The sequence below is a fragment of the Streptomyces sp. NPDC020192 genome, from assembly GCF_044388685.1.
Classification (GTDB): domain Bacteria; phylum Actinomycetota; class Actinomycetes; order Streptomycetales; family Streptomycetaceae; genus Streptomyces.
Window position 1 is genome coordinate 1 of record NZ_JBIRXG010000030.1, and the last position, 17,255, is coordinate 17,255.

The 17,255-nt window shown below is 69.5% G+C and carries 14 protein-coding genes and 3 pseudogenes; 13 read left to right on the forward strand and 4 right to left on the reverse strand.

The genetic code is table 11. From position 1 onward, the window contains the following. From ACH47Z_RS38160 to ACH47Z_RS38175, 4 genes and pseudogenes are all read left to right on the forward strand, one after another. On the forward strand, positions 1 to 282 hold a 282-nt coding region (locus tag ACH47Z_RS38160), incomplete at its 5' end, for a transposase (protein WP_399082272.1). Next, positions 279 to 611 carry a hypothetical protein gene (locus ACH47Z_RS38165; protein ID WP_399082275.1) on the forward strand — a complete coding sequence of 111 codons (333 nt, stop codon included), beginning with the start codon at positions 279 to 281 and terminating at the stop codon, positions 609 to 611. The genes ACH47Z_RS38160 and ACH47Z_RS38165, both read left to right, overlap by 4 nt. Positions 612 to 1,447: 836 nt before the next feature. Next, positions 1,448 to 2,083, forward strand: coding sequence for an isochorismatase family cysteine hydrolase (locus ACH47Z_RS38170; protein WP_399082278.1), 636 nt, complete (start codon positions 1,448 to 1,450; stop codon positions 2,081 to 2,083). Positions 2,084 to 2,335: 252 nt separating this feature from the next. Continuing rightward, positions 2,336 to 2,698: pseudogene (locus tag ACH47Z_RS38175) on the forward strand (three-helix bundle dimerization domain-containing protein); the annotation flags it as partial. A gap of 212 nt (positions 2,699 to 2,910) precedes the next feature. Here the strand turns inward: ACH47Z_RS38175 and ACH47Z_RS38180 are convergent. Beyond that, complete coding sequence (locus ACH47Z_RS38180) at positions 2,911 to 3,819, reverse strand: hypothetical protein (RefSeq protein WP_399082281.1); 909 nt, start codon at positions 3,817 to 3,819, stop codon at positions 2,911 to 2,913. Positions 3,820 to 4,081: 262 nt separating this feature from the next. Here ACH47Z_RS38180 and ACH47Z_RS38185 point away from each other — a divergent pair, with 262 nt between their 5' ends. Beyond that, the gene (locus ACH47Z_RS38185) at positions 4,082 to 4,951 is read left to right on the forward strand and encodes a 3-hydroxyacyl-CoA dehydrogenase family protein (protein WP_399082284.1); all 870 of its coding nucleotides are present in this window, start codon (positions 4,082 to 4,084) and stop codon (positions 4,949 to 4,951) included. 74 nt (positions 4,952 to 5,025) lie between these two features. Here ACH47Z_RS38185 and ACH47Z_RS38190 read toward each other — a convergent pair. Both ACH47Z_RS38190 and ACH47Z_RS38195 read right to left on the reverse strand, forming a co-directional pair. Then, a pseudogene (locus ACH47Z_RS38190) lies at positions 5,026 to 6,155 on the reverse strand (transposase); the annotation flags it as partial. 116 nt (positions 6,156 to 6,271) lie between these two features. Then, entirely contained in the window at positions 6,272 to 6,730 is a 459-nt protein-coding gene (locus ACH47Z_RS38195) for a MarR family winged helix-turn-helix transcriptional regulator (RefSeq protein WP_399082287.1), read from the reverse strand. Positions 6,731 to 6,918: 188 nt separating this feature from the next. On the opposite strand from ACH47Z_RS38195, the gene ACH47Z_RS38200 reads away from it, so the two are divergent. From ACH47Z_RS38200 to ACH47Z_RS38235, 8 genes and pseudogenes are all read left to right on the forward strand, one after another. After that, positions 6,919 to 7,884, forward strand: coding sequence for an alpha/beta hydrolase (locus ACH47Z_RS38200; RefSeq protein WP_399082290.1), 966 nt, complete (start codon positions 6,919 to 6,921; stop codon positions 7,882 to 7,884). 101 nt (positions 7,885 to 7,985) lie between these two features. Then, positions 7,986 to 9,065: an alpha/beta hydrolase gene (locus tag ACH47Z_RS38205; RefSeq protein WP_399082293.1), complete on the forward strand. Its 1,080-nt coding sequence runs from the start codon at positions 7,986 to 7,988 to the stop codon at positions 9,063 to 9,065. A 775-nt stretch (positions 9,066 to 9,840) separates the two neighbouring features. Next, on the forward strand, positions 9,841 to 11,514 hold the full coding sequence (locus ACH47Z_RS38210) for an NAD-dependent malic enzyme (protein WP_399082296.1): 1,674 nt from the start codon (positions 9,841 to 9,843) through the stop codon (positions 11,512 to 11,514). Then, positions 11,511 to 12,992 (forward strand): class II fumarate hydratase, encoded by a 1,482-nt coding sequence (gene fumC / locus ACH47Z_RS38215; RefSeq protein WP_399082299.1) that lies wholly within the window; start codon positions 11,511 to 11,513, stop codon positions 12,990 to 12,992. The genes ACH47Z_RS38210 and fumC overlap by 4 nt, the downstream gene beginning before the upstream one ends. Before the next feature lie 365 nt (positions 12,993 to 13,357). Further along, a complete protein-coding gene (locus ACH47Z_RS38220) occupies positions 13,358 to 13,585 on the forward strand; it encodes a ferredoxin (RefSeq protein WP_399082301.1) in 228 nt (75 codons plus the stop codon). Positions 13,586 to 13,601: 16 nt separating this feature from the next. Beyond that, positions 13,602 to 14,114: pseudogene (locus ACH47Z_RS38225) on the forward strand (FAD-dependent oxidoreductase); the annotation flags it as partial. A gap of 317 nt (positions 14,115 to 14,431) precedes the next feature. Then, positions 14,432 to 14,746 carry an MFS transporter gene (locus ACH47Z_RS38230; protein ID WP_399082304.1) on the forward strand — a complete coding sequence of 105 codons (315 nt, stop codon included), beginning with the start codon at positions 14,432 to 14,434 and terminating at the stop codon, positions 14,744 to 14,746. A 481-nt stretch (positions 14,747 to 15,227) separates the two neighbouring features. After that, complete coding sequence (locus tag ACH47Z_RS38235; RefSeq protein ID WP_399082307.1) at positions 15,228 to 16,922, forward strand: GAF domain-containing protein; 1,695 nt, start codon at positions 15,228 to 15,230, stop codon at positions 16,920 to 16,922. On the opposite strand, the gene ACH47Z_RS38240 is transcribed toward ACH47Z_RS38235, so the two are convergent. Then, positions 16,911 to 17,201: an anti-sigma factor antagonist gene (locus ACH47Z_RS38240; RefSeq protein WP_399082435.1), complete on the reverse strand. Its 291-nt coding sequence runs from the start codon at positions 17,199 to 17,201 to the stop codon at positions 16,911 to 16,913. The two genes, ACH47Z_RS38235 and ACH47Z_RS38240, sit on opposite strands and share 12 nt — an antisense overlap. Between the last annotated feature and the right edge of the window lie 54 nt (positions 17,202 to 17,255).

Sequence of the window (17,255 nt, forward strand, 5' to 3'; positions counted from 1 at the left end):
CTGGTCGACCAGGGCTTCAAGAACGCCGTCGTCGCGCACGGGGAGACGGTGGGCATCGAGGTGGAGGTCGTGGAGCGCAATCCCACGCAGACCGGGTTCGTTCCCCAGGCCAGGCGGTGGGTCGTGGAACGCGCCTATGGGATCTTGATGCTGCACCGCAGGCTGGTTCGCGACTACGAGCACCTGCCCCGCAGTTCGGAGTCGCGGGTGTACTGGGCGATGACCGCGGTGATACTGCGACGGCTGACCGCGGCGACCGTACCCGCCTGGCGCACCGCATGACCGGCGGGGAGCTGACGCTCGGCGCGGTGCTGGCACGACTGGAGGAGCGGGAACGCGAGATCGCCGCGCAGGCCGAGACGATGCGGGAACAGATCACGCAGCTGACCTCCCAGCTCGACGAACTCGGCCGGGCCGCCGACGAAGTCCGGATCACCCGCAAGACGCTGCTGGCGCTGCCCGACCCCGGGCCGCCCGCGCCGCCGGCACTGAAACTGCCGGACCACCCGGCCTACCAGCAGATCATGGCGGTGTTCACCGCGGCCGACCATCCGCTGCGTGCGCGGCAGGTGTGCGAGTCGATGGACCTGGAAGGAGGCGTGGGAAGGTGACCGAACGGTTCAGCAGGGCTGTCGGACAGCTGGCCTCCGAGAGGCTCGAAGAACGACTGGGCGGTACGGGTGTCGTAGCCGTCCCTGAGCTTGTTGGACAGCCGGTTACCGGGCTGGTCGACGGCGAGGACCGTAAAGTGCCTGGCCGGCGTCGGCATCATTAGGCGCCAGACGTACCAAGTCTCGAGGTCTCGGGCCAGCCGTGCACCAGGAGCAGTGCCAACCCGCGTGAACGTCCTGGTGAGCCCCTACGAGCGGGGCGCCCACTGGACGGCGCCGAGGCCTTCGGACGTCGGGGCGGGCATGGCGCTCGGTGACCCGCCTCGAGGTGTCACGGCACCGGTCAGCGTGACACCTCGCCCGCCACGGCCGCGCGCAGCACGTCCCGGCGGGGCATCCGGGCGCCGAACCCGTCCGTGGGGTTCTCGTTCGCAGGTTCCTGAGGCATCAGCTCCCATTCGCATCTGGCGGTCGCCTACCCGGTGAGGCACCGGGACCGATCACCTCGTCCGAGGCCGCGCCCACCCGGCGCATGGCCCGGGGTGCCCCCACGGGATGCGTCCACAGGCTCGACGGGCGGATGTGCACCTGGGACGTCCGGCCCATGCTGCGGCGCGCCCCGGGCTCCCGCAAACTGAGCACAGGGCGGGGAGGGTCCTGTCTCCCGCGATCTCTCACGGCCCTTTCGCGGTTTTTCCGCGGCGCAAACGACCGGGCAGCCACGCGATGCCGCAGATCCTTACCCCGAGATTCCTCCGGCTCCCTGTTTGACACTCAGGATGACAAGAGTAATCCTGAATCTAGATGTTATACATCATCTAGATTCAGGAGGAACCATGTCCGACACCTACGACCCGTGCCACACCGCGGTTTTGCTGGTCGACCCCTTCAACGACTTCCTCTCAGAGGGCGGCAAGGTCTGGCCGCACCTGGAACCCGTGGCGACCAAGGTCGGTCTGCTGGACCACCTGCGCTCCGTGGTCGCGACGGCCCGCGAGAACGACGTGCGCGTGATGTTCGTGCCGCACCGTCGCTGGGAGCCGGGTGACTACGACGACTGGGACTTCCCGAGCCCCTCGCAGCTCAAGATCCAGAAGATGCACCACTTCGCCAGGGGCTCCTGGGGCGGGTCGTTCCACGACGACTTCCAGCCGCAGCCGGGCGAGGTGGTAGTCCACGAGCACTGGGGGTCGAGCGGGTTCGCCAACACCGACCTGGACTTCCTGCTCAAGCAGCACGGCATCACCCACGTAGTGCTCGTGGGCCTGCTGGCCAACACCTGCATCGAGGCCACCGCGCGTTTCGCCCAGGAGCTCGGCTACCACGTGACGCTGGTCCGTGACGCCACCGCGGCCCTTGGCCCCGAGATGATGCACGCCGCACACGAACTGAACGGCCCCACCTTCGCCCACGCCATCGTCACGACGCACGAAGTCACCGCCGCGTTCAACGGGGCGCAGTCACGACGCTGACCGGAAAGCTGCTGCTCGGGACGGGCCAGCTGTCGGCCAGCGTCCACGCCACCGCCATGGAATTCCCCCGATCCTGAAGCATCGCACCGGCCGGATCGTGATCAACAACCTCTCGAAGCCGCAGGAGGTTTCATACGCGTCCGCCCACGCGAGCGGCGCCTGCGGCGGTGGCAATCCGTCATACGGCGCTGTCCCATGTCGGCGATCGGCCATGGTGGCATTCCTCCGTGCGGGCCGCTGTGCTGAAGGCCCGACGTGGACCTGCACCTCACGACGCGTGTCATCCAGCGCTTCTCGGAAGACCTCAGGGAGACGACGGCTGTTCGGCTTGTGCCCGGTTCGCGGTGGGTGACCGTGCACCTCGACTGTGACGGCGATGTCGTCCTGCTGATGAGCCTCGTCAGCATCGCGCTGCAGGCCCATCAGGCGGTGTGTCCGTTCGTGGACGCACCGCCCGCGGTGTGCAATTTCCGCCGCGTCACGGTGGTGGACCGCGACAATGAAGCCGTCGTGGCCGGTGCCTATGCCGCGTTCAGGGACCGGCCTGTACGTGACTTCGTTCCGATCCTCGTCGAGCGCAGGGCGCGGCGGATCCTAGACGGGGCTTCCGAGTGATGCGACGGCTCTATCCGGCGCCGACGGTCTTACACGGTGATCGACGCCTTCTTCGGCCTCGCCGACACGATCATCGCCATCTGTAGCCTGATCGGCCGGGTCCGGACCACCCACCGCTGGGACACACGCCCACAACACCAACCATGACCGGCCGCCTACCTGCGCGGCCCCCTTAGGTCGGTGGCCGTCCGGTCGGCCATGTGGGTGTGCGGTCAACTGATGCCGACGATGCCGGTCAGCGGGTGAGGGAGGGACACGATGTCGCGTTCCCCTCGCCCGTCGGCCGGTCCGCCGGGCAGCGGGACGGCGCGGATGTGTCCACCGAGGTCGGACACGTAGGCGGTGCCCGCGTCGACGTCGACGGCCAGGCCGATCGTCTCGGCGAACCCGCTCGCCAGGATCTGCGGTGTACCGCCGGGGGCGCCCGCGGCCGGAACCGGTGCCCGGTTGAGGGTGTTGCCGGCCGGTGGAGCGCCGCGGTCGGTCCAGTAGAGCCAGTCGCCGTCGAGGTGCAGGTCGATCGGCTCGGGCAGGCCCGTCCAGAGCACTTCGATGTCGCTGCGCCGCTCGGGGCTCTCCCCGGCGAGGAGCTCGAGGCCGCAGCGGAAGATGCGGCCCTGGCCGCCCTTGGCCGGGCCCTTCTGAGTCCAGTAGAGGTGCCCGCGTACGGGGTCCACAGCCACGCCCACGCATTCCTGCGAGATGTCGCCGGGCGGGTTGACCACCAGGTCGGACAGGCCGCTGCCGTCCGTCCGGACTCGGCTCACCCGGCAGCCCTCACGGTCGCCCCAGTACAGGAACCCGGCGCCGTCCGACGCCAGTTGCTTACCGGTGGTGATCGCTCCGGGCTCGACCACGTCCCGGCGGCCGCTGCCGTCCAGACGTACCGCGTGTACGCCGCCGTTGCGCCGGGAGAAGTCCTGGGCCGCCTCCCCGGAGCCCTTGGCCGGATCGTGCGTTGGCGTGCCCATGGTGGTCCAGTAGACGACACCGGCCTCGACGACGATCCCGTCCGGGGCGGAGCCCGCGTCCTGGACCAGGGTTTCCACCTGGCCGTCCGCGATGCTGACCCGCAGCACGCTCCCCGGTACGGCCGTCAGTGCCAGCAGTTCGTCCCACATCTGGCTCTCCTCGTGTCTCTCGGCATGGCCAGCGGGCGTGCCTTCCATGGCAGTGGGCTCCGCCCGGTGGTGCGACTGCAGATGGGCCGACCGGCGGACCGGATGGATGACACGGGAGAGGCTGTATGCCATCGAGTCCGGCCGCAGCTGAGCTCTGCCTCGAACGGTCTTCCCCGGTTTCCGACTGCATGGCGCGCGCTGAGACTGAGGCTGCGAATGGTGATTCACCAGCGCAGCAGCCGCCACGAGAGCAGGAACCAGCATGTCCTTCGCGCTCCCCACGAACATCGAGAGCCGTCCGGTCGCGGTGATCGGCGCAGGCACCCTCGGCCGCAGGATCGCGCTGATGTTCGCCGACCGCGGCGGGCTCGTCCGGATCTACGACAAGTCCGCGCAGGCCGGCGAAGCGGCGCGCGCCTATGTCGAGGAGAACCTGCCCAAGGTCGTCGCGAAGATCCAGGGCGGCAAGCCGGGCTCGGTGGTCGTCACCAACGACATGGCCGAAGCCCTCGCGGACGCCTGGCTCGTGGTTGAGGCCGTCCCCGAGCGCCTCGACCTGAAGAAGGAGATCTTCGGCGAACTCGACCGCACTGCGGCCCCCGACGCGATCCTGGCCAGCAACTCCTCCTCCTACGCGTCGAGCGAGTTCATCGACCAGGTCGAGCACCCGGAACGGGTGCTGAACATGCACTTCTACATGCCGCCCGCGCAGAACGCCATCGACATCATGTCCGACGGCCACACCGCCCCGGGCATCATGGAACTGCTCAAGAAGGAACTGCCCCGGTACGGCGTGTACGCGTTCGAGGCTCACCAGAAGTCGACCGGCTTCATCTTCAACCGCATCTGGGCGGCCATCAAGCGCGAAGCCCTCGAAGTGGTCGCCGAGGGGGTGTCCACGCCACAGGACGTGGACGAGATGTGGAAGATCAACACTGGTACCCCGGCTGGACCGTTCCGGATGATGGACCAGGTCGGCCTGGACGTGGTCCTGGACATCGAGAAGCACTACGCCGCCGAGAACCCGGCCCTGCCCACCGGACCGCGAGAGCTGTTGGAGAAGTACGTCGACGCAGGCCACCTGGGCGTCAAGACCGGACAGGGCTTCTACACCTACAGCCACCAGGACTGAACTGCCCGCATCGCGGTGTGCTTCGTGATCGCGCTCGCCTTCGGCTTCGCGAAGACCTGCCATGACGACCGCAAGAGCCTGAAGCCGCCAGGGACGGCGGGCCTCAGCGGGGCGGGCTTGAAGACAGCCGGTGCCCCGCCTGGTGCAGGGCTTGGCGCATGTCGCCGGCGGAGTAGGCGGTGTCGCCGAAGGCGTCCACCGGCATCTCCTCGTTGGCCAGCAGGTCCAGGCCGACGGTGGCCTCGTGGTGCTCGGCTCCGATGCCGGGCCACAGAGTCACGGCGGTGTATAAGCCGGTCTCGGGCTCGATGGCCAGGTGGGCTTTGTATCCGTCCTGCTGGTGGGTGCGGGTCTTGTGGATGTGGCGGGCTTCGGGGTCGACGGTGGACACGACGCGGCCTGGAGTGGCCCCCTGGCTGATGCGCCAGCGTCCGTCGCGGCCGTCGGAGTCCTCGGCCGGCTCGACGTCCTGCCCGGCGACCAGCGCCAGGGTGCCGAGCGCGTTCGCGGCCTTCTCGCCCAGCTGCTGGTCGGGCAGGTGGCCCAGCAGTCGCAGCGCATCGGTGACCAGGGCGTCAACGAGTCCGGCGCGGGCCTGCTGGTCGTTCCAGGCGATGCGGGGTTTGCCAGGATCGGTGTAGTCGTGCGCGGTGCACTGCACGGCAGCGACCTCGGCGGCGTGGGGCACTTCGCGGATCACCGCGCGGACGGCGGCGATGAGCTGGGTGACGGTGTCCTGGGTGGCCACCGCGTCGTCCAGCACGGTGGAGTCCAAGGCCCGCCGGTGCTTGCCGCCCAGGACCCCGGTGGCCTTCACCACCTCGCGCACGGCCTCGAAGACGCGGTTGGGCCGGGCAGAGCGGGCCAGACAGCGACGGAAGTAGACCAGCAGAGACGGGTCGAACGCCATGTCGTTCAGGCCCAGCCCGCACGCGGCCTTCCATCGCAGGTCACACCGCAGTTCCTGGACCGTCTCGAAGTCCGACAGCCCGTGCAGGGCCTGCAGCGTGATCGCCGCGGCCAGGATCTGCGGCGGCATGCTCGGCCGCCCGTTCGCCGACGGATACATGTCCGCGAACGTCTCCGCCGGGAACAGAGCACCACGGTGCTCGGCCAGAAACGCGAACACACTCCCGGCCGGAATCAACTCCCGGCAGGTCTCCCACACATCCGGCCCGACCGTCTCCCCGGCCCATTCCTCCATCACCACGAAACGAGTCTGGCCCCGCCGCTCACGCGGCGGGGCCAGAACCGCAGGTCCGGCCGGGGCGGTCGCAACAGCGAGCCCTCCCCCAGCCGCTGCGGCCGCGAGCCGGTCCTTCAACCGTGACTGACGTTCGCGGTGAGCAGGCGGAGCAGCTGCTTCGCGGTGGCGTCCTGCTCGGGGGTCAGACCCATCGCCTCCCCGATGGCCAGGGGGACCGTGCGGGCTTTCTCCCGGAGATCCGCCCCGGCCTGGGTGAGGCGTACGGCGACGGAGCGTTCGTCCTCGGCGCGCCGCTCGCGGCGTATCAGACCGCCCGCTTCGAGGCGCTTGAGCAGCGGTGACAGGGTGCTGGATTCCAGCTGGAGCGCGTTGCCCAGATCCCGCACGGAGACCGAGTCCTGCTCCCACAGCACCAGCATGACGAGGTACTGCGGGTAAGTCAGCCCCAGCTCGTCCAGCAGGGGCCGGTAGCGGGTCGTGACCGACCGCGAGGCGGCATACAGGGCGAAGCAGAGCTGGTCCTGAAGGAGCAGCGAACCCTGTTCGGTGTCGTGGCGCGCGTTGTGGCCCATGAGTGCGGTCCTTACCTCCGGTGATCAGCCGAATCCATCCTACCCATTCCAGGCGCTCACGACCATGTCGCACTCGATTCAGTTGTGCACGACTAAATCGAGCACTACAGTTCTATCCGTGCCCGCCGAACGGCCGGGCGCACCAGCCGTCGAGGCCACCGGCCCCGGCATCACCTCAAGGAGTCCCCATGTCCGAGAACATCACCGGTCCGGTGCTGGAGCCGGCCGCCGCCGCGTTCGCCGAGGCCACCGCCAACCCGCCGTACCTGTTCGACCTGGGTCCGCAGGAGGGTCGCAAGGCCGTCGACGAGGTCCAGTCCGGTGAGATCGGCAAGCCGGAGATCACCGAGGAGTGGGTGACCGTCCAGGGCGGCCCCACCGGATCAGTGCGGGCCCGCATCGTCCGCCCGGCCGACGCCGACGGACCGCTGCCGGTGATCGTCTACCTGCACGGCGCCGGCTGGGTCTTCGGCAACGCCCACACCCACGACCGCCTGGTGCGCGAACTGGCCGTCGGCGCCCGCGCGGCCGTCGTCTTCCCCGAATACGACCTCTCCCCCGAGGCCCGCTACCCGGTCGCCATCGAGCAGAACTACGCCGTCGCCCGCTGGATCGTCACCGACGGCGCCTCCAAGGGCCTGGACGCCGGCCGCATCGCGGTGGCCGGCGACTCGGTCGGCGGCAACATGTCCGCCGCGCTGACCCTGATGGCCAAGGAGCGTGGCGGCGTCCCCCTGGTGCAGCAGGTGCTCTTCTACCCGGTCACCGACGCCGCCTTCGACACGCCCTCGTACCACCAGTTCGCCACCGGCTACTTCCTGCGCCGGGATGCCATGCAGTGGTTCTGGGACCAGTACACGACCGACGAGCGGCAGCGCGCCGAGATCACGGCCTCCCCGCTGCGTGCCACCACCGAGCAGCTCACCGGCCTGCCCCCGGCCCTGGTCATCACCGGCGAGGCCGACGTCCTGCGCGACGAGGGCGAGGCGTACGCGAACAAGCTGCGCCAGGCCGGTGTCCCCGTCACCGCCGTTCGCTACCAGGGCATCATCCACGACTTCGTGATGCTCAACGCCCTGCGCGAGACCCACGCGGCCGAAGGCGCCATCAGCCAGGCCGTCGCCACCCTGCGCACCGCCTTCGGCACCGTCTGAGCGCGCTCACCTCACCGCACCCGCATTCAGTCCGCCCCCTCTCACCTCACCTCAGCGATCTGGTGGCGCGTACCAGGCGCCACCGGGCCAGGAGCTTCCCCATGCGCACCGTCCCCGTCCGCATCAACCGCAAGATCGCCGTCGCCGCGGCCGTCGCCATCGTCGCCGGTGCGACGATCGCCGCCGCCGACGCCTCGGCCTCCCCCGCCGCGCCCTCCGCCACCACGACCGCCCCGATCCTGGAGAAGGACGCCCAGACGTTCGCCGCCGCGGCGGCGAAGAACCCGCCGATCTACACGCTGTCCTACAACGACGCCCGCAAGGCGCTCGACAGCGCGCAGTCCGGGCCCGTCGACAAGCTGCCGGCCGATGTCAGTCACCGCACGCTCAAGGTGGGACCCACCGGTGAGGTGACCATCCGGATCGTCCGCCCCGCCGGTGTGAGCGGCAAGCTCCCGGCCGTCATGTACTTCCACGGCGGCGGCTGGGTCCTCGGCAACGAGAACACCCATGACCGGCTGGTGCGCCAGATCGCCAACGGCGCCCGTGCCGCGGTCATCTTCGTCGACTACACGCCCTCCCCCGAGGCCCGCTACCCCATCGCCATCGAGCAGGCGTACGCGGCCACGAAGTGGGTCGCCGAGCACGGTGACGAGATCAACGTCGACGGCTCCCGCATCGCCGTCGCCGGCGACAGCGTCGGCGGCAACATGACGGCCGCCGTCACCCTCATGGCCAAGCAGCGCGGCGGCCCCGCCCTGCGCGAGCAGGTGCTCTTCTACCCCGTCACCGACGCCAACTTCGAAACCGCCTCCTACCGGCAGTTCGCCGACGGCCCCTGGCTGACCCGCAAGGCCATGAAGTGGTTCTGGGACGCCTACGCCCCTAACGCCAAGGACCGCAAGCAGATCCTCGCCTCCCCGCTGCGCGCGAGCCTCAACCAGCTCAAGGACCTGCCCAAGGCCCTGCTCATCACCGACGAAGCCGACGTCCTGCGCGACGAGGGCGAGGCGTACGCCGCCAAGCTCCGCGCCGCCGGCAACGACATCACCACCGTCCGCTACCCCGGCATCTTCCACGACTTCGCCATGCTCAACGCCCTCGCCAACACCAACGCCGCCAAGGCAGCCGTCGACCAGGCCAACCGCTTCCTCTACACCGGCCTGCACAGCGGCTCCTGACCCCACTCCAAAGCGGCCCGGCTCGGCCCGGGCCGCCCCCGGGTGCGCATACCCGACCCCTTCCACGGCCTGACGCCGCGCACTGCACAGCCCCTTCCGGCCGACCAGCCCAACTCACCGCCGGCACGCTTCATCAACCGTGTGGTCGTTCAACCATCGTCGCTGGTCAGAACGGTTCGAAACGCGGCACACCCGCCTTCCCGCAAGACCGTGTCACCGGCGACTGCCTTCAAGGAGACCGTCATGTCCCGTTCCTCTCGCACCCGCTCAACCCTCCACGCCGTGGTCCGGGCCCGGCGAACCAGGCTGCGGACACGGATCGCGGTGCGGACGGTGACGACCGTGACGGCGGAGCGCCTGGCCGTCCGTGACGGGTTGCACGCAGAGGCGGTCACGGAAACACCTCTGCGACGCCGCAGCGGAGGTGGACCGACCAGTAGGACGATGCGGCGGTGCTGGTCGTCCGACGGGTCGACGAGTGGAGTGGCGTGGCCCGTCGGCGGGTAGTTACCCTGGATTCATACCTTGGCAGCGGTCAGGCGCCCGCCGCGATGTGCCGGGTGGCGAAGCAGGCGACATGGGGACGCCCCGAACTGCGCCGACCTTCACGACTGCGATCGAGGTCGCACTCTCGCTGACCTTCGCGGCGATGCCCGCGTGCTGGGCACGGCACGACCGCGTCCCGGGCGACCCCAGCCGACGGCTGTGGCACGGGGCGTGCCCGCGTGGTCGCCCTGCCCGGAGCCGGGACGGTCTTCACACAGAGGGAGTTCTCATGACCGAGAGTCACACGCGGACCCCGGCAACCCCCGGCGTACTTGTAGATCCGCTGCGTAACCGTGGCGTGGCATTCACACCGGAGGAACGGGATGCCCTTGGCCTCACCGGGCGCCTGCCCTCGGGAGTGCTCACGCTGGAGCGGCAGGCCCAGCGCGCCTACCAGCAGATGCAGGCTCAGGGCAGCGATCTGGCCAAGAACGTCTTTCTGGAACAGCTCCACGACCGCAACGAAACCCTGTACTTCAAGGTCCTCGCCGAACACCTCGCCGAGCTGCTGCCGATCGTCTACGACCCCACCGTGGGCGAGGCGATCGAGCAGTACTCGCACGAATACCGGCGCCCGCGCGGCATCTTCCTGTCCATCGACCGGCCCGACGACATGGAGAAGGCCTTCGCCACGCTTGCGCTCGGACCCGAGGACGTCGACCTGATCGTGTGCACGGACGCCGAGCAGATCCTGGGCATCGGCGACTGGGGAGTGGGAGGGATACAGATCTCCGTCGGCAAGCTCGCGGTGTACACGGCCGCCGCGGGCATCGACCCGCGCCGCGTCGTTGCCGTGTCGCTGGATGTGGGCACGGACCGCACATCGCTGCTGGAGGACCCGCTCTACCTGGGCAACCGTCACCCACGCGTCCGTGGCGCCGACTACGACGCGTTCATCGAGAAGTACCTGGAGACCGCGTCGTCCACGTTCCCCGACGCGCTTCTGCATTTCGAGGACTTCGGGCCCAGCAACGCACGGCGGATCTTGGAGCAGTACGGCGGCCGATACCGCATCTTCAACGACGACATGCAGGGCACCGGGGCCATCACGCTGGCGGCCGCCCTGTCCGCCGTCAAGGTCAGCGGCGTGCGGATGCGGGACCAGAAGCTGGTCGTCTTCGGTGCCGGGACCGCCGGGGTGGGCATCGCCGACCAGCTGCGCGACGCGATGATCCGCGACGGCGCGGATGAGCAGCAGGCCATCGCCCAGGTGTGGCTCGTCGACAAACAGGGGCTGCTCACCCGGGACATGACCGACCTGCGCGACTTCCAGCAGCCCTACGCGCGCGATCCGGCCGAGGCCGCGGACTGGGCGAGGCACGAGGGCGCGATCTCACTGCTGGAGACGGTTCGCCGGGTCAGGCCGACGATTCTGCTGGGCACGTCCACCGCACACGGCGCGTTCACCCGCGAGGTCGTCGAGGCCATGTCCGAAGGCACCGAGCGGCCGATCGTCTTCCCGATCTCCAACCCCACCTCCCGGATCGAGGCCATGCCCGCCGACGTCATCGCCTGGTCAGGGGGGAAGGCGCTCGTCGCGACCGGCATACCCGTCCCGCCCGTGGAGTACGAGGGCGTGACCTATCGGATCGGGCAGGCCAACAACGCGCTGCTGTACCCGGGTCTGGGCCTGGGCGCGATCGTCTCCGGTGCGTCCCAGGTGACCGCGGGCATGCTGCTCGCGGCGGCTCAGGCGGTCGCGGACCAGGTCGACCCCTCGGGGCCGGGTGCCTCCCTCCTGCCGGCAGTGGACAACCTCCGGGAGTCCTCCGCGATCACGGCGACCGCGGTGGTGAAGGCGGCGCTCGACGACGGCGTGGCCACCTCCAAGCCGGTCGACATCGCGGAGGCTGTCCGGGAGGCCATGTGGCAGCCGGTCTACACCGACGGAGCCGCAGCATGAACACGGAACACTCCGCCGACGACCGGGCCGGGCCGGCCGCTCAGGACGAAGCCCCGCGGATCCGCGACATCCCCATCGGGCTGCACGCGTCCGGCTCCCGGCGGGAGACCGACTCCATGGGCGCTATCGACGTTCCCGCGGACCGCTACTGGGGTGCCCAGACGCAGCGGTCCCTGATCCACTTCTCCATCGGCGACGATCGGATGCCCAAAGCGGTTTACCACGCCTACGGCTACGTGAAGAAGGCCGCCGCCTCCGTCAACGGGCGCGCCGGACGGCTGCCGGCCTGGAAGGCCGACCTGATCCGGCGGGTGGCCGACGAAGTCATCGCGGGCGAACTGGACGATCACTTCCCGTTGTACGTGTGGCAGACGGGATCCGGGACCCAGTCCAACATGAACACCAACGAGGTGATCAGCAACCGCGCCATCCAGCTGGCCGGCGGCGAACTGGGCAGCAAGTCCCCGGTCCACCCCAACGACCACGTCAACATGGGGCAGTCCTCCAACGACACCTTCCCCACCGCCATGCACATCGCCGCGGTCAAGGAGATACACGAACACCTGCTGCCCGCCGTGCGGGCGCTGCAGCATGCCATCGAGACCAAGGCACGCCAGTGGCACGACGTGGTGAAGATCGGCCGCACCCACCTGGAGGACGCCGTCCCGCTCACCGTGGGACAGGAATGGTCCGGCTACGCACACCAGTTGCACCAAGCCGTCGCCCGGGTCACCGCATCCGCCGAGGGCCTGTACGAGCTCGCCATGGGCGGGACCGCGGTCGGGACGGGGCTCAACGCCCCACCCGGATTCGGCGAGCAGGTCGCGGCCGAGATCGCCGAGGCGACCGGGTACCCGTTCACCACCGCGCAGAACAAGTTCGCGGCCCAGGGCGGCCTGGATGCCATGGCCGGCGCGTCCGTCGGGCTGCGCGCCCTGGCGGTGCCCCTGATGAAGATCGCCAACGACATCCGGTGGCTGGCCTCCGGACCCCGCTGCGGACTCGACGAACTCATCCTCCCGGCGAACGAGCCCGGTTCCTCGATCATGCCGGGCAAGGTCAACCCGACCCAGTGCGAGGCCATGGTCATGGTCTGCATCCAGGTGCTGTCCGAGGACGAGGCCATCGCCTTCGCCGGCACCCAGGGCAACTTCGAACTCAACGCCATGCGCCCGGTCATCATCAACAACTTCCTGCACGCGGCCGGCATCCTCGCCGACGCCTGCACCAAGATGCGCGAATACTGCGTTGAGGGCATCCAGCTGAACCGGGACCAGATCGACGCCTACGTCGACCGGTCCCTCATGCTGGTCACCGCGCTCTCGCCCGTGATCGGCTACGACAAGGCCTCCGCGATCGCCCACAAGGCCGACAAAGAGGACACCACCCTGCGCGCGGCGGCGGTGGACTCCGGCTACATCAGCGCGGAGGACTTCGACCGCATCGTCCGGCCCGCCGCCATGGTCGGCCGGACGTAGGACGGCCCCGTCCGCTTCAACTCGCCTGCCCGATCATGGGCTTGCCTCGGGCAGGCGTACGGCAACGCGGCCGGTCACCGCGGTCGGGTGCGCCGGTGTTCGTTGGGCATGGCGGATCCGAGGTGGGCGGCCGTTCGGCTGTTTTCGTCGGCGCCTTCCTGGCTCCAGGGGCGGGGAGGCGGCAGAGGGCTTCGTGCTGCTCTCGTGGCCCGCCGGGTGAATACGGCAAGGAAAGTACCGGCTTGCTACCCCCTCGGCAGGGGGTGCCCCTGGGAGAAAGGGGCGTCTGGGTCAACCGTACGGACCGAGCGCAGAGGGTCGCGGAGCCCGTGGCTGCCTCGGCCCGTGAAGGGAGCGGGTTCCAGATGAGGCTTGTCGTCGATCTCAACCGGTGCCAGGGATTCGCCCAGTGCGTCTTTCTCGCCCCGGACGTCTTCTCCCTCCACGGGGAAGAAGCGCTGCTGTTCTCCCCTCGCTTCGACGAAGAACACCGTGACCGGGTGGAAGAGGCCGCTGCGGCCTGCCTGGTCCAGGCCATCCTGGTCGACTACTCCGACGAGCCGACGAAGGGCGTGGAGTCCCATGTCGGCTGACACGGACGTCTAAGTCCTGCGGCGCCAGGCCCGAATTGTCGTCGTGGGCGCCTCCCTGGCCGGTCTGCGCGCGGCGGAGACCTTGCGCGACAAGGGATTCACCGGATCACTGACCATGATCGGCGACGAACCGTACGAGCCCTACGACCGGCCGCCGCTGTCCAAGCAGGCGTTGCTCGGGCGGGCAAGGCCGGAGGACACGGCGCTGCCGCGGCGGCGCGACATCGACGCCGAGTGGCATTTGGGCGTCGCCGCCGAGGAACTGGACCGGGACGGCAAGCGGGTGATCCTGGCGAACGGCGACAGCGTCCCTTACGACCGGCTGCTGATCACCACCGGGACCAGGGCGCGGCCCTGGTTCCACCCGGAAGAGGCAGCGCTGGACGGGGTGTTCGTGCTGCGCACCCGCGACGACTCCGCGCGTCTGACCCGGAAGCTGGCCGGAGGTGTGTCTCGGGTGCTGGTGATCGGCGCCGGGTTCACGGGCTCGGAAGTCGCCTCCGGCTGCCGGGAGTTGGGTCTCGATGTCCGGTGTGGTCACGAGCAGCGGCAGGCACGCGCATGAGGACGCGCCCACGGAAAAGCATCGTCTTCTCTGACCTGTCCGCCATCGCGAGCACGCAGCGCACCGCCATGGTGCCCCGTCTGGCTGCGGACCGTGTGCTGACCGACTCACAGCTATATGACGCCCCCGTTCGTGTGCGGCGGAAGGTGCTTCTTCCCCGTGCCTGTATCCGGGGCAGCGGCCGGGCGCGAACACCACGGCGCCTGGGTTGTCCGGGCAACGTGATCGGGCAGCCGCGGTCGCGCCGGGCATCCGCCCGGGAAACGCCGAGGAGCTGCGCCATGTCCTCCCCGTGTGCCCCCGTCTCACCCGCTGGTCGGCCCTCGCTGCGGCAACACCAGGACTTCCGGCGGTACCTGACCGGCCAGGCCGCCAGCGTGGCCGGCAGCTCGATCAGCTCGATGGCCATCCCCGTGCTGGCCGTGCTCGAGCTGAAGGCCATCCCCGCCCAGGTCGCCTGGGTCACCTTTCTAGGCCAACTCCCGCCCGCGCTCCTGGCGCTGCACGCCGGAGCGCTCGCCGACCGCCACTCCAAGCGGAAGCAGATGATCACCGGAGACCTGGCCATCCTCGCCTTGCGCACACCGCCCCGGTAACCCGGCTCAACCGATGTCCCTGGCTGCCGATGCACGCGGTCGATGCCACCGGGACTGCTCTCCCCCTCTTGCCCATCGTGGTGGGCGCCCACCGACGTCTGCAATCAGCAGTGGCCCGGCAGCCCGAAGACCGTTGAAGTCTCCATGCAGGAGACCAGCAGCGACGTGGACCGGCAGCCACGGCCAAGATTCGCCCGTCTATCGGATGCCTACTGGATGTTGCCCGACTCTCCCTTGTACGACGCCGCCGGAAGCAGCCCGAAACAGGGCTCTCGTCCATGTACCTCCCAATGTCACGGGTCCTGCCCGTGCGACGACCCGCCGGCAGCCAACCGCTCGTGAGCCGCCCCCACGCTACCTACCGGGTGCCGTCGAACGGATTCGGCACGTCGGGCATCCTTGGGGAGTGTGCCGCAAGACGGTGAGGGGAGCTGTGGTGGACGAACGCGCGCAAGGTCCGCGTGAGGTGGAGGCATCCGGGATGTCTCCACAGCTGCGGCTGGACGTACTGCTGGACGACCTGCAGCAGCAGGTGGCGCAGGTGCGGGCAGCCCGGGACCGGGTCCACACGCTGCTCGACGCGGTGCTGGCGGTCGGCTCCGACCTCGACCTGGAGGTGGTGCTGCACCGCATCGTGGAGTCGGCGGTCGCTCTGGTCGACGCCCAGTACGGGGCGCTCGGCGTGCTGGGCGAGGAAGGCACGATCAAGCAATTCGTCACCGTCGGCATGGACGAGGAGGCCATCGCACGCATCGGGCACTACCCGCGCGGCGAGGGCATCCTGGGCTTGCTCATCCGTCACCCGGAGCCGCTGCGTCTGGCGGACCTGGCGGACCACTCGGCGTCCGTCGGCTTCCCGGACGGGCACCCGCCGATGACCAGCTTCCTCGGCGCCCCCGTCCGCGTGCGTGATCAGGTCTTCGGCAACCTGTACCTGACTAACAAGCAGCGCGGCGCGGAGTTCGACAGCGACGACGAGGCGGTGCTGCGCACCCTGGCCGCAGCGGCCGGTGTGGCGATCGACAATGCCCGGCTGTACGAGGACGCGCACCGCCGGCAGCGGTGGCTGGCCGCCAGCAACGAACTTACCCGCAGCCTCCTGTCCGGCGCGGAGCCCGCCGCCGTACTGGACTCCTTCACCACCACCGTGCGCGAGATCGCCGGCGCGGACCTGGTCACCCTGGCCGTACCGGTCGGCGACAAGGGCGAGCTCGTCATCGAGGCCGCCTCGGGCGCGCCGGCAGAAGATGTCCGCGGGCTACTGCTGCCCGCCTCGACACTGGCCGCCAAGGTCTACACGTCCGGCGAGACGATCACCAGCGAGGCCGTCAGCGCCGACCCGCGCGCCGAGGGCGGCAGCGCCTCGGTTGTGGAGCTCGGGCCGGCCTTCTTCGTCCCCCTCGGCACCCGCGAGCACGTCCGCGGCGTGCTGCAGGTCGCGAACCTACCCGGCGGTCCCGTCTTCACCGACGCCGTCATCGACATGGTCACCGGGTTCGGCAACCAGGCCGCACTGGCCCTGGACGTCGCCGAGCACCGGCGCGACACCGAGCGCATGGTCGTCCTCAACGACCGCGACCGGATCGCCCGGGACCTGCACGACCTGGTCATCCAGCGCCTGTTCGCCGGCGCGCTGTCGCTGCAGTCCACGCTGGGGCGGGTCTCCGACCGGCCGCAGGTGAGCGAACGGATCCAGCGTGTCGTGGACGACCTGGACGACACCATCAAGATCATCCGGTCCACCATCTACGCCCTGCGCGAGCACGATCAGTCCCGTCGCGGCAGCGGGCTGCGCGCCGAGCTGGTCGCGGCCACCGAACGGGCCACCGAATCGCTCGGCTTCACTCCCGCTCTGCGCATGACCGGGCTGCTGGACACGGTTGTCTCCGCCGACCAGGCCGAGCAACTGCTGGCCGTGCTCGCCGAGGCCCTGTCCAACGCCGCCCGGCACGCGCACGCCGGCACCGTCGACGTCACCGTCGAGGTCACCGACAGCGAGCTGAAGCTGCGAGTAGCGGACAACGGCCACGGAATCGACCCGGCGATCAACCGCCGCAGCGGCTTGGCCAACCTGCGCAAGCGCGCGGAGGAGCTGGGCGGCAGCTTCAGCGTCTCGGCGAACCAGCCGAGCGGTACCGTCGTCGAGTGGGTCGTTCCGCTATCGTCAACAGGCTGACGCTTCCCGCCGGTCAAGGGCTTCGTCCAGCGTCTCGTAGTCCGGGAACACCGCAATCAGGTGGACGATCTGCAGGATGCGCAGGGTCAGAGGGTGTGTGCACACGAGCACTAGCCGTCCGCCACGCTCCTCCGCCCTGCGGCGGGCGCGGCACAGCAGGCGCAGACCGGAGCAGTCAAAGAAGTCCACATCAAGGAGACTGACGATGACGGAGGGAGCAGCCGGTTCGGTGACGGTGTCCAGTACCGGGATGATCTCGGCCGCCGCCACGATGTCGATCTCTCCCCGCTATTCGATGACGGTATGTCCTCGCGCGCGGTAGGTGCGGATGTG

What these genes read in the sequence shown, in the direction of transcription:
- ACH47Z_RS38195 (WP_399082287.1), bottom strand. Translation starts at nt 6,730, where the DNA reads ATGGGCCACAACGCGCGCCACGACACCGAACAGGGTTCGCTGCTCCTT.
- ACH47Z_RS38200 (WP_399082290.1), top strand. Translation starts at nt 6,919, where the DNA reads ATGTCCGAGAACATCACCGGTCCGGTGCTGGAGCCGGCCGCCGCCGCG.
- ACH47Z_RS38185 (WP_399082284.1), top strand. Translation starts at nt 4,082, where the DNA reads ATGTCCTTCGCGCTCCCCACGAACATCGAGAGCCGTCCGGTCGCGGTG.
- ACH47Z_RS38235 (WP_399082307.1), top strand. Translation starts at nt 15,228, where the DNA reads ATGTCTCCACAGCTGCGGCTGGACGTACTGCTGGACGACCTGCAGCAG.
- ACH47Z_RS38180 (WP_399082281.1), bottom strand. Translation starts at nt 3,819, where the DNA reads ATGTGGGACGAACTGCTGGCACTGACGGCCGTACCGGGGAGCGTGCTG.
- ACH47Z_RS38220 (WP_399082301.1), top strand. Translation starts at nt 13,358, where the DNA reads ATGAGGCTTGTCGTCGATCTCAACCGGTGCCAGGGATTCGCCCAGTGC.
- ACH47Z_RS38210 (WP_399082296.1), top strand. Translation starts at nt 9,841, where the DNA reads ATGACCGAGAGTCACACGCGGACCCCGGCAACCCCCGGCGTACTTGTA.
- ACH47Z_RS38170 (WP_399082278.1), top strand. Translation starts at nt 1,448, where the DNA reads ATGTCCGACACCTACGACCCGTGCCACACCGCGGTTTTGCTGGTCGAC.
- fumC (WP_399082299.1), top strand. Translation starts at nt 11,511, where the DNA reads ATGAACACGGAACACTCCGCCGACGACCGGGCCGGGCCGGCCGCTCAG.
- ACH47Z_RS38205 (WP_399082293.1), top strand. Translation starts at nt 7,986, where the DNA reads ATGCGCACCGTCCCCGTCCGCATCAACCGCAAGATCGCCGTCGCCGCG.
- ACH47Z_RS38230 (WP_399082304.1), top strand. Translation starts at nt 14,432, where the DNA reads ATGTCCTCCCCGTGTGCCCCCGTCTCACCCGCTGGTCGGCCCTCGCTG.
- ACH47Z_RS38165 (WP_399082275.1), top strand. Translation starts at nt 279, where the DNA reads ATGACCGGCGGGGAGCTGACGCTCGGCGCGGTGCTGGCACGACTGGAG.